The organism is Streptomyces virginiae, from assembly GCF_040638905.1.
Taxonomy (GTDB): Bacteria; Actinomycetota; Actinomycetes; order Streptomycetales; family Streptomycetaceae; genus Streptomyces; species Streptomyces virginiae_B.
The window spans coordinates 47,704-62,808 of record NZ_JBEZYV010000026.1; the positions used below are offsets into that span (position 1 = coordinate 47,704).

12 protein-coding genes are annotated in these 15,105 nt (G+C 70.6%); 10 read left to right on the plus strand and 2 right to left on the minus strand.

The window, feature by feature from the left end; translation table 11 throughout:
- Positions 1-197 precede the first annotated feature (197 nt).
- Positions 198-1,025: a phosphatase gene (locus AB0F82_RS28165; RefSeq protein ID WP_362632360.1), complete on the minus strand. Its 828-nt coding sequence runs from the start codon at positions 1,023-1,025 to the stop codon at positions 198-200.
- 56 nt (positions 1,026-1,081) lie between these two features.
- Positions 1,082-1,660 carry an SACE_7040 family transcriptional regulator gene (locus AB0F82_RS28170; RefSeq protein WP_362632361.1) on the minus strand — a complete coding sequence of 193 codons (579 nt, stop codon included), beginning with the start codon at positions 1,658-1,660 and terminating at the stop codon, positions 1,082-1,084.
- 112 nt (positions 1,661-1,772) lie between these two features.
- On the opposite strand from AB0F82_RS28170, the gene AB0F82_RS28175 reads away from it, so the two are divergent.
- From AB0F82_RS28175 to AB0F82_RS28220, 10 genes are all read left to right on the plus strand, one after another.
- Positions 1,773-3,389: a carboxyl transferase domain-containing protein gene (locus AB0F82_RS28175; RefSeq protein WP_362632363.1), complete on the plus strand. Its 1,617-nt coding sequence runs from the start codon at positions 1,773-1,775 to the stop codon at positions 3,387-3,389.
- Between the two features lie 16 nt (positions 3,390-3,405).
- Positions 3,406-5,418, plus strand: a complete 2,013-nt coding sequence (locus AB0F82_RS28180; RefSeq protein ID WP_362632365.1) for an acetyl-CoA carboxylase biotin carboxylase subunit — start codon at positions 3,406-3,408, stop codon at positions 5,416-5,418.
- 11 nt (positions 5,419-5,429) lie between these two features.
- Entirely contained in the window at positions 5,430-6,347 is a 918-nt protein-coding gene (locus AB0F82_RS28185; protein WP_356813140.1) for a hydroxymethylglutaryl-CoA lyase, read from the plus strand.
- A 7-nt stretch (positions 6,348-6,354) separates the two neighbouring features.
- Positions 6,355-7,515 carry an acyl-CoA dehydrogenase family protein gene (locus AB0F82_RS28190; protein ID WP_362632367.1) on the plus strand — a complete coding sequence of 387 codons (1,161 nt, stop codon included), beginning with the start codon at positions 6,355-6,357 and terminating at the stop codon, positions 7,513-7,515.
- Positions 7,516-7,662: 147 nt separating this feature from the next.
- Complete coding sequence (locus AB0F82_RS28195; RefSeq protein ID WP_362632369.1) at positions 7,663-8,703, plus strand: ABC transporter substrate-binding protein; 1,041 nt, start codon at positions 7,663-7,665, stop codon at positions 8,701-8,703.
- Between the two features lie 108 nt (positions 8,704-8,811).
- Complete coding sequence (locus AB0F82_RS28200; RefSeq protein WP_362632371.1) at positions 8,812-9,717, plus strand: siderophore-interacting protein; 906 nt, start codon at positions 8,812-8,814, stop codon at positions 9,715-9,717.
- Positions 9,718-9,866: 149 nt separating this feature from the next.
- Positions 9,867-11,357 (plus strand): pyridoxal phosphate-dependent decarboxylase family protein, encoded by a 1,491-nt coding sequence (locus AB0F82_RS28205; RefSeq protein ID WP_362632373.1) that lies wholly within the window; start codon positions 9,867-9,869, stop codon positions 11,355-11,357.
- A complete protein-coding gene (locus AB0F82_RS28210) occupies positions 11,341-12,642 on the plus strand; it encodes a lysine N(6)-hydroxylase/L-ornithine N(5)-oxygenase family protein (protein WP_362632375.1) in 1,302 nt (433 codons plus the stop codon). Before AB0F82_RS28205 ends, AB0F82_RS28210 begins: the two co-directional genes overlap by 17 nt.
- Positions 12,639-13,226 (plus strand): GNAT family N-acetyltransferase, encoded by a 588-nt coding sequence (locus AB0F82_RS28215; RefSeq protein ID WP_362632377.1) that lies wholly within the window; start codon positions 12,639-12,641, stop codon positions 13,224-13,226. Before AB0F82_RS28210 ends, AB0F82_RS28215 begins: the two co-directional genes overlap by 4 nt.
- Positions 13,223-15,004 (plus strand): IucA/IucC family protein, encoded by a 1,782-nt coding sequence (locus tag AB0F82_RS28220; RefSeq protein WP_362632379.1) that lies wholly within the window; start codon positions 13,223-13,225, stop codon positions 15,002-15,004. The genes AB0F82_RS28215 and AB0F82_RS28220 overlap by 4 nt, the downstream gene beginning before the upstream one ends.
- Positions 15,005-15,105 lie beyond the last annotated feature (101 nt).

Genomic DNA, 15,105 nt, shown 5'->3' on the forward strand with positions numbered 1-15,105 from the left:
GAAAGTGCGCGAAAGTGCGTCCGCAGTGACCCATCCGGCTGGGTCCCGGCCGTGAGAGCCGGAACGCCGACGCGTACACCCGTGCAGTCCGCGCGCAAGGGGTGAGGGTCTCGTCGGCTCGGTCGTGACGACGAGCCGATGAGACCCTCACCCTCGCGGGGCCAGCTGTCGGCCCGGGCTTCCCGCCCGGAGCCGCGCTACTCCCCCGCCAGGCCCGCCGCGTTCAGGAGGTAGGCCACCAGCGGGTCGTAGTAGCGGGGGTCGCGGACGTGGTCGTCCAGGGGGACCGCCACCTGGAGGGTGCCCTCGGCTTCGCCGAGGAAGAGGGCCGGGTCGTTGCAGTCGGCGTAGCCGACCGCGTCCAGGCCGCGCTGGGCGGCGCAGCCCGCCCAGCCGTGGTCGGCGACGACCAGGTCCGGCTGCGGGCGGTTCTCGGCCGTCAGGCCGTCCAGGATCGCGGCCATCGGCTGCGGCGAATGGGTGTGCCACAGGGTCGCGCCCCGCTCCAGTACCGCGACGTCCGCGAACTGCCACACCGAGCCCTCGTCCGCCACCAGGCCGGAGGGGATGACGACGATCTCGCACCCGGCCGCCCGCAGGGCCGCCGCCGTCGCCCGGTGGACGTCAAGCAGGCCGCCCGGGTGGCCTGTGGCCAGCAGCACGCTCTGCCGGTCGGCCGCCGCCTTGCGCAGCCGCGCCGCCAGCCGGTCCAGGCCGGCCACGGTCAGCTCGGGGTCGATGGTGTCCTGGCCGTAGCGGACCTCAGGGTCGTCCACGACGCCGCAGCGCTCCGCCATCACGGCGAGCACGTCCTGCTCGTCGGTCCAGCGGTCGCCCAGTTCCAGGCCCAGCCAGTAGTGCCGGTCGCCGTTGGCGAGCTTGCGGTAGTGGGAGAGGTTGTTCTCGCGCGGCGTCGCGACCTGCCCCGCGATCCGCGTGCGGACCAGATGGTCGATGAGTTCGGCGCGGCTCGGCGCTTCAATAGATCGGTCGGACGTCTCTATCGGCTTCGGCATGCGGGCCATTCTGCCGCCGCCGGGCCGGAGGCGGCGCGTCCAGTCCGGTCGGCGGACGCCCCGGGTCATGCCGACAGCGCCCCGAACGCCCCGTGGGCCAGGCGGCGCAGCAGCGACTCCGTCGCCTCCCGGCCCAGGGCCGCCAGGTGCGGGGTGGAGTTGAGCAGGCCGAACACCGCGTGCACGGCGACCCGCACCTCCGCCTCGCCCACCTCGGGGTGCAGCTCCCGTACGACGTCCACCCACAGCTCCACGTACTGGCGCTGGAGCTGCCGTACGAGCTTGCGATCGGCCTCCCGCAGCCGGTCGAGCTCCCGGTCGTGCACGGTGATCAGCGCCCGGTCGTCGAGCGCGAAGTCGATGTGGCCGTCGATGAGGGAGGACAGGACCCGGCACGGGTCCCCCGCCGCCTCCGCCACCCGGTGGCGGCCGCCGGTGAGGAGCCGTTCGCTGATGCCGACGAGCAGCTCGGCGAGCATGGCGTCCTTGCCCGCGAAGTGCCGGTACAGGCCGGGGCCGCTGATGCCCACAGCGGCCCCTATCTCGTCGACGCCTACGCCGTGGAAGCCGCGCGCGGCGAAGAGGCGGGCGGCCTCACTGAGGATCTGCTCGCGACGGGTCGGGGCGGCCGCTCTGGTGCTCATGGGAAACCATTCTAGACAGGGCCGTTAGCGGTCGTTAACCTAAGCCGTAGATGCGTTAACGCTTATTAACAACGTGTACCGAGCAAGTGGAACGAGCAAGGGAGCTCGACCGATGCAGCAGGCACCAGTGCTGACGAGCGCCGCGGACCCGGCGTCCGAGGCCTGGCGGACCAACGAGGCCGCCCACCGCGAGCTGACCGAGGGCCTGCGCGCCCGGCTCGACGCGGCCCGGCTCGGCGGCGGCGAGAAGGCCCGCGCCCGCCACACCGCCCGCGGAAAGCTCCTTCCGCGCGACCGCGTGGACACCCTCCTCGACCCGGGTTCCCCCTTCCTGGAGCTGGCCCCGCTGGCCGCCGAGGGCATGTACGGGGGCTCCGCCCCCGCGGCCGGCGTCATCGCCGGCATCGGCCGGGTCAGCGGACGCGAGTGCGTGATCGTCGCGAACGACGCCACCGTCAAGGGCGGCACGTACTACCCGATGACCGTCAAGAAGCACCTGCGCGCCCAGGAGGTGGCGCTGGAGAATCGTCTCCCCTGCCTCTACCTGGTCGACTCCGGCGGTGCCTTCCTGCCCATGCAGGACGAGGTCTTCCCGGACCGGGAGCACTTCGGCCGCATCTTCTACAACCAGGCGCGCATGTCGGGTGCCGGCATCCCGCAGATCGCCGCCGTCCTCGGATCGTGCACCGCGGGCGGGGCGTACGTGCCGGCCATGAGCGACGAGGCCGTCATCGTCCGCAACCAGGGCACGATCTTCCTCGGCGGCCCGCCGCTGGTGAAGGCCGCCACCGGCGAGGTCGTCACGGCCGAGGAGCTCGGCGGCGGCGAGGTCCACTCCCGCGTCTCCGGCGTGACCGACCACCTCGCGGAGGACGACGCGCACGCGCTGCGGATCGTACGGAACATCGTGGCGACCCTGCCCGAGCGCGGGACCCTTCCCTGGTCGGTGGAGGCTCCGGAGGAGCCGAAGGTGGACCCGGCCGGGCTGTACGGCGCGGTCCCCGTCGACTCGCGCACCCCCTACGACGCCCGCGAGATCATCGCGCGGATCACGGACGGCTCCCGCTTCCAGGAGTTCAAGTCCGAGTTCGGCCAGACGCTGGTCACCGGCTTCGCCCGGATCCACGGCCACCCGGTCGGCATCATCGCGAACAACGGCATCCTGTTCGCCGAGTCCGCCCAGAAGGGCGCCCACTTCATCGAGCTGTGCGACCAGCGCGGCATCCCGCTGCTCTTCCTCCAGAACATCTCCGGCTTCATGGTCGGCCGCGACTACGAGGCGGGCGGCATCGCCAAGCACGGCGCCAAGATGGTGACGGCCGTGGCCTGCGCCCGGGTTCCGAAGCTGACGGTGGTGGTCGGCGGCTCGTACGGCGCCGGCAACTACTCGATGTGCGGGCGGGCCTATTCGCCCCGCTTCCTGTGGATGTGGCCCAACGCCAAGATCTCCGTGATGGGCGGCGAGCAGGCCGCCTCGGTCCTCGCGACGGTCAAGCGCGACCAGATCGAGGGCGCCGGCCAGGAGTGGCCGGCCGAGGACGAGGAGGCCTTCAAGGCCCCGGTCCGCGCCCAGTACGAGGAGCAGGGCAACGCCTACTACGCCACGGCGCGGCTGTGGGACGACGGGGTCATCGACCCCATGGAGACCCGTCAGGTGCTGGGACTGGCCCTGACCGCGTGCGCGAACGCCCCGCTGGGCGACTCGGGCTTCGGCATCTTCCGTATGTGACGTGAGGACCTCACTGATGTTCAGCACTGTTCTGGTCGCGAACCGCGGCGAGATCGCGGTCCGGGTCATCCGCACCCTGCGGGAGCTCGGCATCCGCTCCGTGGCCGTCTTCAGCGACGCGGACGCGGACGCCCGCCACGTACGGGAGGCCGACACCGCCGTCCGCATCGGTCCGGCGGCGGCCGCGGAGAGCTACCTGTCGGTGGAGCGGCTGCTGGATGCCGCGAAGCGGACGGGCGCCGAGGCGGTCCACCCGGGCTACGGCTTCCTCGCGGAGAACGCCGCCTTCGCGCAGGCCTGCACGGACGCCGGACTGGCCTTCATCGGGCCGCCCGCCACCGCCATCTCCCTCATGGGCGACAAGATCCGCGCGAAGGAGACGGTGAAGGCGGCGGGCGTACCCGTGGTCCCCGGCTCCTCGGGCAGCGGCCTCACGGACGCCGAACTGGTCGCGGCGGCCTCGGGGATCGGCATGCCGGTCCTGCTGAAGCCCTCGGCGGGCGGCGGCGGCAAGGGCATGCGGCTCGTCCGGGACGAGGCGGTGCTGGCCGAGGAGATCGCGGCCGCCCGCCGCGAGGCCCGCTCGTCCTTCGGTGACGACACCCTCCTGGTGGAGCGGTGGGTGGACCGGCCCCGGCACATCGAGATCCAGGTGCTGGCGGACTCCCACGGCAACGTGGTGCACCTCGGCGAGCGCGAGTGCTCCCTCCAGCGCCGGCACCAGAAGGTCATCGAGGAGGCCCCCTCGGTCCTGCTCGACGAGAAGACCCGCGCGGCGATGGGCGCGGCGGCCGTGGACGCGGCCCGCTCCTGCGGGTACGTCGGCGCGGGCACGGTGGAGTTCATCGTCCCCGGCGGCGACCCCTCCTCCTACTACTTCATGGAGATGAACACCCGCCTCCAGGTCGAGCACCCGGTGACCGAGCTGGTCACCGGCCTGGACCTGGTGGAGCTCCAGCTGCGGGTCGCCTCCGGCGAGGCGCTGCCCGTCACGCAGGACGACATCCGGCTGACCGGGCACGCGATCGAGGCCCGCGTCTGCGCTGAGGACCCGGCGCGCGGCTTCCTGCCGTCCGGCGGTACGGTCCTGGCCCTGTCGGAGCCGTCGGGCGGTGCGGTCCGTACGGACTCGGGCCTGACGGCGGGCGTGCCGGTGGGGTCGACGTACGACCCGATGCTGTCGAAGGTCATCGTCCACGGGCCGGACCGCCCGGCCGCCCTGCGCCTGCTGCGGGCGGCCCTCGCCGACACGGTGATCCTGGGCGTCCAGACGAACGCCGGCTTCCTGCGGCGGCTGCTGGCCCACCCGGACGTGGTGTCCGGCGACCTGGACACCGGCCTGGTCGAGCGCGACCTTTCCGAGCTGCTGCCGGAAAGTGTCCCGCCGGAGGTGTACGCGGCTGCCGCCCTGCTGGCGGGCGCCGTGCCGGAGGCGCGGTCGGCGGGGTGGGTCGACCCGTTCGACGCCGCCGACGGCTGGCGCATGGGCGGCACGCCCGCCTGGACGGTGCACCACTTCCGCCTTCCCGGCCAGGACCCGGTGGAGGTCCGTACCCGGCAATTGGGTGCCGAGCAGGAGATCCTGCTGGGCGCGGTCGACGCCGGCGCACCGGCCCGCGGCCGGATCGTCAGCCGCACCCCAGGCACCGTCACCATCGAACTCGACGGCGTCACACACCGCTTCAGCCACGCCCCCTCCCCGGAGGGGACCTGGCTCGGCCGCGACGGCGACTCCTGGCACGTGCAGGCGTACGACCCCGTCGCGGCGAACCTCAGCGGCGGCGGACGCAGCGGCGCGGACACCCTCGCCGCCCCCATGCCCGGCACCGTCACCGTCGTCAAGGTGGCCGTCGGCGACAAGGTGACGGCCGGTCAGAGTCTGCTCGTCGTCGAGGCGATGAAGATGGAGCACGTCATCTCCGCCCCGCACGCGGGCACGGTCACCGAGCTCGACGTCTCGCCCGGCACCACCGTCGCCATGGACCAGGTACTGGCCGTCGTCACCCCGGACGAGGAGGAGGACGCGTGATCGGGCTGCCCATGAACGTCCCGGCCCCCGGCCTGCCGGCCCGGGTCCGCATCCACGAGGTCGGCGCCCGCGACGGCCTGCAGAACGAGAAGACGGCCGTCCCCACGGAGGTCAAGGCGGAGTTCGTCCACCGCCTGGCCGCCGCCGGCCTGACCACGATCGAGGCGACCAGCTTCGTGCACCCCAAGTGGGTGCCCCAGCTCGCCGACGCCGAGCAGCTCTTCCCGCTGCTCGCCGACGTGGACGCCGACCTGCCCGTCCTCGTGCCGAACGAGCGCGGCCTGGACCGCGCGCTCGCTCTCGGGGCCACCCGTATCGCGGTGTTCGGTTCGGCCACGGAGACCTTCGCCTCCCGCAACCTCAACCGCACCGTCGCCGAGTCGCTCACCATGTTCGAGCCCGTCGTGGCCCGGGCCAGGCAGGGCGGGGCGCACGTGCGCGGCTATCTGTCCATGTGCTTCGGCGACCCCTGGGAGGGCGCCGTCCCGGTCCACCAGGTCGTCTCCGTGGCCAAGGCCCTGCTCGACCTCGGCTGTGACGAGCTGAGCCTCGGCGACACGATCGGCGTCGCCACCCCGGGCCATGTCCAGGCCCTGCTGTCCGCGCTGAACGAGGCCGGTGTCACCACCGACCGCATCGGCGTGCACTTCCACGACACCTACGGCCAGGCCCTGTCCAACACCCTCGCCGCGCTCCGGCACGGCGTCACCACCGTCGACGCCTCCGCGGGCGGACTCGGCGGATGCCCGTACGCGAAGAGCGCCACCGGCAACCTCGCGACCGAGGACCTGGTGTGGATGCTCGACGGTCTCGGCATCGAGACCGGGGTCGACCTGGCCGCCCTCACCGCCACGAGCGTGTGGATGGCCGAACAGCTGGGACGCCCCAGCCCCTCCCGTACCGTCCGCGCCCTCTCCCACAAGGAGTAGTCACACCATGTCCCTCGACCACCGGCTCACCCCTGAGCACGAGGAACTCCGCCGTACCGTCGAGGCGTTCGCCCACGACGTGGTCGCCCCGAAGATCGGCGACCTGTACGAGCGGCACGAGTTCCCCTACGAGATCGTCGCCGAGATGGGCCGCATGGGCCTGTTCGGCCTGCCCTTCCCGGAGGAGTACGGCGGCATGGGCGGGGATTACCTCGCCCTCGGCATCGCCCTGGAGGAGCTGGCCCGCGTCGACTCCTCGGTCGCCATCACCCTGGAGGCCGGGGTCTCGCTCGGCGCCATGCCCCTCTACCTCTTCGGCACCGAGGAGCAGAAGAGGCAGTGGCTGCCGAAGCTGTGCTCCGGCGAGGTGCTGGGCGCCTTCGGCCTGACCGAGCCGGGCGCGGGCTCGGACGCCGGCGGGACCCGCACGACCGCCGTCAAGGACGGCGACGAGTGGGTCATCAACGGCTCGAAGTGCTTCATCACCAACTCCGGTACGGACATCACCGCTCTGGTCACGGTCACGGCCGTGACGGGCCGCAAGGCGGACGGCCGCCCGGAGATCTCCTCGATCCTCGTCCCGTCCGGCACCCCGGGCTTCACGGTGGCCGCCCCGTATTCGAAGGTCGGATGGAACTCCTCGGACACCCGTGAGCTGTCCTTCGACGACGTACGGGTCCCGCTCGCCAACCTGGTGGGCGAGGAGGGCCGCGGATACGCCCAGTTCCTGCGGATCCTGGACGAGGGCCGCATCGCCATCTCCGCGCTCGCCACCGGCCTCGCGCAGGGCTGTGTGGACGAGTCGGTGAAGTACGCCAGGGAGCGTCACGCCTTCGGCAAGTCGATCGGCGACAACCAGGCCATCCAGTTCAAGCTGGCCGACATGGAGATGCGCGCCCACATGGCCCGCATCGGCTGGCGCGACGCGGCGTCCCGCCTGGTGGCCGGGGAGCCGTTCAAGAAGGAGGCGGCGATCGCGAAGCTGTACTCCTCCACGGTGGCCGTGGACAACGCCCGTGACGCGACGCAGATCCACGGCGGCTACGGGTTCATGAACGAGTATCCGGTGGCGCGCATGTGGCGGGACTCCAAAATCCTGGAGATCGGCGAGGGCACCAGCGAGGTCCAGCGCATGCTGATCGCCCGCGAGTTGGGCTTCGCAGGCTAGTCCGGACGCCCGTGCGGGCGCGGGTGGTGTGAGGGGGCCCGAAAAAAGTTAGGGCCCCCTTACCGTTTTCGGCCAAGGTTAGGCTAACCTTCCCCACGAACGGCACGCTGGTGGCCGCCCCGGTACGCACGAAAACGGACATCGATTATGCCCAAGTCCCGCAGCTTCTCCTTCACCCGTCGCGGCTTCGTCGCCGCGGGCGGCGCCCTCGGTCTCGTCGCCGCGCTCGCCGCGTGCGCAGGCACCGACTCGGCGAAGGGTGACGGCGACAAGGGCAGCACCGCCGCCGCGTCCACCGGTCCCTGGACCTTCAAGGACGACCTCGGCAAGGACGTCAGCGCCAAGTCGACGCCGAAGAACATCGTCGCGTTCACCGGCACCGCCGCCGCGCTGTACGACTACGGCGTCTCGGTCAAGGGCGTCTTCGGCCCGACCAAGACCGCCGACGGCAAGCCCGACGTCCAGGCCGGCTCGATGGACATCTCCAAGGTCGAGATCCTCGGCAACGTCTACGACGAGTTCAACGTCGAGAAGTACGCCGCCCTCCAGCCCGACCTGCTCGTCACCAACACTTGGGACGGCTCGTACTGGTACGTGCCCGAGGCCTCCAAGGACAAGATCCTGAAGCTGGCCCCGCACGCTGCGATCGGCGTCGGCGGCAACGTCTCGATGGACAAGGCCCTGGAGCGCACGGCGGACCTCGCCAAGTCGCTGGGCGCCGACATGAACGCCAAGGCCGCCGTCGACGGCAAGGCCCGCTTCGAGGCTGCCGCCGCCAAGGTCCGCGAGGCCACCAAGGCCAACCCGGGCATCAAGGTCCTGGTCGGCTCCGGCTCCGCCGACCTGTTCTACGCCTCCACCCCGGACACCTCGGCCGACCTGAAGTACTTCAAGTCCCTCGGCGTCGAGTTCGTCACCCCCGAGAAGCTCGACGAGGGCGGCTTCTTCGAGAGCCTCAGCTGGGAGAACGCCGGCAAGTACAAGGCCGACCTGGTCCTGCTCGACAACCGCACCGGCACCCTGCAGCCGGAGGAGCTGAAGGCCAAGGCCACCTGGGCCGAGATGCCCGCCGTGAAGGCCGGCCAGGTCACCCCGCGCACCACCGAGCCGATCTTCTCGTACGACAAGTGCGCGCAGATCCTCGAGGACCTCGCGAAGGCCGTCCAGAACGCCAAGAAGGTCGCCTGACCCTCGCGCGGCGCCCGGTGACCCCGGGCGCACGACCCCAGGGCGTGTCCACGCGGACACGCCCTGGACCGGCGTCAGGCCGTACCGACTTCCAGGGGGACTTTCCGCATGACCGTCACCGCGTCCGACACCCCGGCCGCCTCGCACTTCCGCTTCTTCACGCTCGAAGTGCTCCGCACGCGCCGTCTGGGCCGCTCGTTCCTGCGCGTCACGTTCGGCGGTGAGTCGCTCGCGGACTTCCGTTCGGGCGGCTTCGACCAGAGCCTGTCGCTCTTCCTCCCCCCGTCCGGCGTGGAGCACACGGTGCTCCCGTCCACGGACGAGGACACGTGGTTCACCGCCTGGCGCGCCATGCCGGACGCGGAGCGGCCGGTGATGCGCTCCTACACCGTGCGCGAGCAGCGCCGTGACGACCGGGGAGCCGTCGAGGTCGACATCGACTTCGTCCTGCACGGGGACTCCTCCCCCGCCTCCCGCTGGGCCGGGCGCGCGAGCGCCGGCCGCCGGATCCTGGCGATCGGCCCGGCCGTCGCCGAGAACAAGTCCGTGCGCTTCCAGGCCCCGGCCGACACCGACGCGGTCTGGATGTACGCGGACGAGACCGCCCTTCCGGCCGCGGCCGGAATCCTGGACCGGCTGCCCGCGGGCACCCGGGTCCGGGCCTGGTTCGAGGTCCCGCACGAGGACGACCGGTTCGAACTGGGCACGCTCGCCGACGCGGACATCACGTGGATCGTGCGCGAGGGCGAGGGCGAGGACGGAGAGCGGACCGGCCGGGTGCTGGACGCGCTCCGCTCGGCGCAACCGCCGGCCGCGCGGGCCCCGTACGTATGGCTGGCGGGCGAGGCGGGCACGGTGCGCGCGGTGCGCCGCCACTTCGTGCAGGAACGATCCGTCGACCGCCGCTCGGTGCGCTTCACCGGCTACTGGCGGCTCGGCGCGAGCGAGGAGCAGCTCCTCACCGAGGCGTACGAGGGCAAGGCTCCCAGCGAGGACCCCGCTTCCGAGCTGTAGTCAGCTCCCGTTCGGTCCACAGCAGTTCGAGGCGGGCCCTGGTTGTCGACCGGGGCCCGTCTCCATTTGGGCATTCCGTTTAGGTTAGGCTAACCTAAACATCACACACCCCACTCTCCCCTTCTCCCCCCCTGCCCGGAGGAAAGTTGATGCGCCAGCATCTGCTGAACGAGACGACCGCGGATATCTACCGCCGTTCTGTCACCGAGGGCGTCGACCGAGTCGCCGCCAAGCTCGCCACCACCGAACGGCCCCACACCGGCATATCCGTCGACGAACTCGCCCCGGTCATCAACGGGATCGACCTCGACACCCCGCTCGGCGACTCCTCCGCCGCACTGGCCGAGCTGGAGGACGTCTACCTCCGCGACGCCGTCTACTTCCACCACCCGCGCTACCTGGGCCACCTCAACTGCCCGGTCGTCATCCCCGCGGTGGTCGGCGAGGCCGTCATGGCCGCCGTCAACTCCTCCCTCGACACCTGGGACCAGTCCATCGGCGGCACGCTCATCGAGCGCCGCCTCATCGACTGGACCACGCGCCGCATCGGCCTCGGGGAGAACGCGGACGGAATCTTCACCTCCGGCGGAAGCCAGTCCAACTTCCACGCCCTGCTGCTGGCCCGCGACGAGGCCTGCCGCACCGTCATGAAGCGCGCCATGGACGCCGGGATCGGCCTGACCAAGGCCGAACTCCTCCCGAAGCTGCGCATCTTCACCTCCGACGCCAGCCACTTCAGCGTGCAGAAGTCGGCCGCCATGCTCGGTCTGGGCTACGAGGCCGTCATCTCCGTACCCGTCGACCGCAACCGCCGCATGGACACCTCCGTCCTCGCGCTGGAGCTGGAGAACTGCGCCGCCGAGGGCCTCTTCCCCATGGCCGTCGTCGCCACCGCCGGCACCACGGACTTCGGGTCCATCGACCCGCTCCCCGAGATCGCCCGCCTGACCGCCGAGCACTCCGCGTGGATGCACGTGGACGCCGCCTACGGCTGCGGACTGCTGGTCTCCCCCACCCGCCGGCACCTCCTCGACGGCATCGAGCACGCCGACTCGGTCACGGTCGACTACCACAAGTCGTTCTTCCAGCCCGTCAGCTCCAGCGCGATGCTGGTCCGCGACCGCGACACCCTCAAGCACGCCACGTACCACGCGGACTACCTCAACCCGCGGCGCATGGCCGAGGAGCGGATCCCCAACCAGGTCGACAAGTCCATCCAGACCACGCGCCGCTTCGACGCCCTCAAGCTCTGGATGACGCTGCGCATCATGGGCGCCGACGGCGTCGGCTCGCTCTTCGACGAGGTCATCGACCTCGCCGCCGCCGGCTACGACGTCATCACCGCCGACCCGCGCTTCGAGGTCGTCGTGGAGCCGCAGATCTCCACCCTCGTCTTCCGCTTCGTGCCCGGCGACGACGTCCCCGCGGAACTCCTCGACGAGGCCCAGCTCCACGCCCGCAAGGCGCTCTTCGCCTCCGGCGAGGCCGTCGTGGCCGGCACGAAGGTGGACGGGAAGCAGTACCTGAAGTTCACCCTCCTCAACCCGCAGACCACGACGGCCGACATCGCAGCCGTCCTCGACCTCCTCGCCGCACACGCCGAGCAGTTCCTGGGAGAATCCCTTGCCGTCCACCACTGAGCCCCACGACTTCATCGGCATCGGCCTCGGTCCCTTCAACCTGGGACTGGCCTGCCTGACCGCGCCGATCGACGAGCTGAGCGGCCTGTTCATCGAGTCGAAGCCGCACTTCGAGTGGCACGCGGGGATGTTCCTGGACGGCGCGCACCTCCAGACGCCCTTCATGTCGGACCTGGTCACCCTCGCCGACCCGACGTCGCCCTTCTCCTTCCTGAACTACCTGAAGGACCAGGACCGGCTGTACTCCTTCTACATCCGGGAGAACTTCTACCCGCTGCGCGCCGAGTACAACGACTACTGCCGCTGGGCCGCCGACCGGCTCGACAACGTCCTGTACTCGACCTCCGTCACCGAAGTCGCCTACGACGAGGCCGCCGGCCTGTACGAGGTCCGCACCGACAAGGGCCGGACGCACCGCGCCCGCCGCCTGGTCCTGGGCACCGGCACCTCGCCGTACGTCCCCGAGGCCTGCGCCGGCCTCGGCGGCGACTTCCTGCACAACTCCGCCTACATGCCGAACAAGGCGGAGCTGCAGAAGAAGAAGTCCATCACCCTGATCGGCTCCGGCCAGAGCGCGGCGGAGATCTACTACGACCTCCTCACCGAGATCGACGTGTACGGCTACCAGCTCAACTGGGTCACGCGCTCCCCGCGCTTCTTCCCGCTGGAGTACACCAAGCTGACGCTGGAGATGACCTCTCCCGAGTACGTGGACTACTTCCACGCCCTCCCGGAGGACACCCGCTACCGGCTGGAGACCCAGCAGAAGAACCTCTTCAAGGGCATCGACGGCGACCTGATCAACGCCATCTTCGACCTGCTCTACCAGAAGAAGATCAGCATGCCGGGCGCGGTGCCGACGACCCTGCTGACCAACACCTCGCTGAACAGCACGGCCTACGACACCACCACGGGCACCTACACCCTCGGGCTGCGCCAGGAGGAGCAGGAGCGGGACTTCTCCCTCACCACCGAGGGCCTGGTCCTCGCCACCGGCTACAAGTACCGCACCCCCGACTTCCTGAACCCGGTCCGGGACCGCCTGAACTTCGACGGCCGCGGCCGCCTCGACGCCGCCCGCAACTACAGCGTCGACACCGCCGGCCGCGAGGTGTACCTCCAGAACGGCACCACCCACAACCACTCCCTGACCTCCCCCGACCTGGGCATGGCCGCGTACCGCAACGCGTACATCGTCAGTGAGCTGCTCGGCCGCGAGTACTACAAGGTCGAGAAGTCCATCGCGTTCCAGCAGTTCGCCGCCCCGGAAGGCACCCACGCATGAGCACCACCGACACCCTCTACTCCCGGACGGATGCCGTCCTCGGGGACTTCGCGATCCGCCCGCTGGACCCCTTCACCGACGCGGAACTGCTCCACGGCTGGGTCACGCACCCCAAGGCCTCGTTCTGGATGATGCAGGACGCCTCGCTGCCGGACGTCGAGCGCGAGTACATGCGCATCACGGCCCACGAGCACCACCAGGCCTACATCGGCCTGCACGACGGCCGCCCGGCCTTCCTGATGGAGACGTACGACCCGAGCGAGCTGGAGCTGGTCGGCCTGTACGAGGCCCGGCCCGGCGACGTCGGCATGCACTTCCTCGTCGCGCCCAGCGACCGGCCGCTGCACGGGTTCACCCGCGCGGTCATCACCACCGTCATGGCCGCGATCTTCGCCGACCCGGCGACCGTCCGCGTCGTCGTCGAGCCGGACGTCGCAAACACCGCCGTGCACGCCCTGAACGCGGCCGTCGGCTTCGTCCCGGAGCGCCAGGTCACCAAGCCGGAGAAGGAAGCGCTGCTGAGCTTCTGCACCCGCGCGCAGTTCGAGGCCGCCACCGGCATCGCCCAGGGGGTGTCGATATGAGCCTCTCCGACGCCGTCTCCCACCTCTCCCCCGAGCTGTGGGCCCGCGCCAACCGCGCCCTGGTCCGCAAGGCCATCGCCGAGTTCGCGCACGAGCGCCTCCTGACCCCCGTCTCCCTCGGCGGCGACCGCTACTCGGTCGTCTCCGACGACGGCGCGGTGGAGTACCACTTCGAAGCCACCCGGCAGGTCCTGGACCACTGGTCGGTGGACGAGGCCGCCATCACCCGGCTGCGCGACGGCGAGTCGCTGCCGCTGGACGCCCTCGACTTCCACATCGAGTTCCAGCAGACCCTGGGGCTGAGCGCGGAGGTCCTGCCGGTCTACCTGGAGGAGATCTCCTCCACCCTGGCGGGTTCGGCGTTCAAGTACACCAAGCCGCAGATCTCCGCCGACGTGCTGGCGAAGTCCTCCTTCCAGGACATCGAGACCGGCATGACCGAGGGCCACCCCTGCTTCGTCGCCAACAACGGCCGGCTCGGCTTCGGCGTGCACGAGTACCACGCCTACGCCCCGGAGGCCGCGAGCCCGGTGCACCTGATCTGGGCCGCCGCGCACAAGGACGTCGCCACCTTCACGGCGGGCGCCGGCCTGGAGCACGACAGCTTCATGCGCGCCGAGCTGGGCGACGCGGCGGTCGACCTGTTCGCGGCGAAACTGCGCACCCTGGACCTGGACCCGGCGGACTACCTGCTCTTCCCGGTCCACCCCTGGCAGTGGTGGAACAAGACCACGATCACCTTCGCCGCGGAGATCGCGAACCGCCGGCTGGTGCTGCTCGGCGAGGGCGAGGACGCCTACCTCCCGCAGCAGTCGATCCGTACGTTCTTCAACACCACCACCCCGACCAAGCACTACGTCAAGACGGCCATCTCCGTCCTGAACATGGGCTTCATGCGGGGCCTCTCGGCCGCCTACATGGAGGCCACTCCCGCCATCAACGACTGGCTGCACCAGCTGATCGAGTCCGACGAGGTCCTGCGGTCCGTCGACTTCTCGATCATCCGCGAGCGCGCGGCGATCGGCTACCGGCACCTGCAGTACGAGCGCGCCACCGACCGCTACTCGCCGTACCGCAAGATGCTGGCGGCCCTGTGGCGCGAGTCCCCCGTGAACTCCCTCGGGGACGGCGAGCGCCTGGCCACCATGGCCTCCCTCCTCCACGTGGACGCCGAGGGCAAGTCGTTCGTGGGCGCCCTGATCGAGGAGTCCGGCCTCACTCCGGCCGAGTGGCTCAAGCCCTACCTGCGGGCCTACCTGCTGCCGCTGGTGCACTGCTTCTACCAGTACGACCTCGCGTACATGCCGCACGGCGAGAACACCATCCTGGTCATCAAGGACGGCGTCGTACAGCGCGCGATCTTCAAGGACATCGCCGAGGAGATCGTCATCATGGACGCGGACGCGGTGCTGCCGCCCGCGGTCGAGCGGATCCGGGCGGACGTCCCGGAGGACATGAAGCTGCTGTCGATCTTCACGGACGTCTTCGACTGCTTCTTCCGCTTCCTGTCCTCCATCCTCGTCACCGAGGGCATCTGCACGGAGGAGACCTTCTGGCGGGCCGTGGCCGACTGCGCCCACGACTACCAGGAGTCCATGCCGGCCCTCGCCGAGAAGTTCGAGCGCTACGACTTCTTCGCGGAGGAGTTCCAGCTGTCCTGCCTCAACCGCCTCCAGCTGCGCAACAACAAGCAGATGGTCGACCTCTCCGACCCGTCCGCCGCCCTCCAGCTGATCGGCAACCTCAAGAACCCCGTCGCGCCCTTCGCCCGACGGTGAGACACGGGGCGGGGCAGGTGTCGATACGGTCCCTCGACACCTGCCCCGCCCCGCCGGTGTGACGGCGTGACCGCGAAGTCAGACGGCCCTCTTCGCGGTCA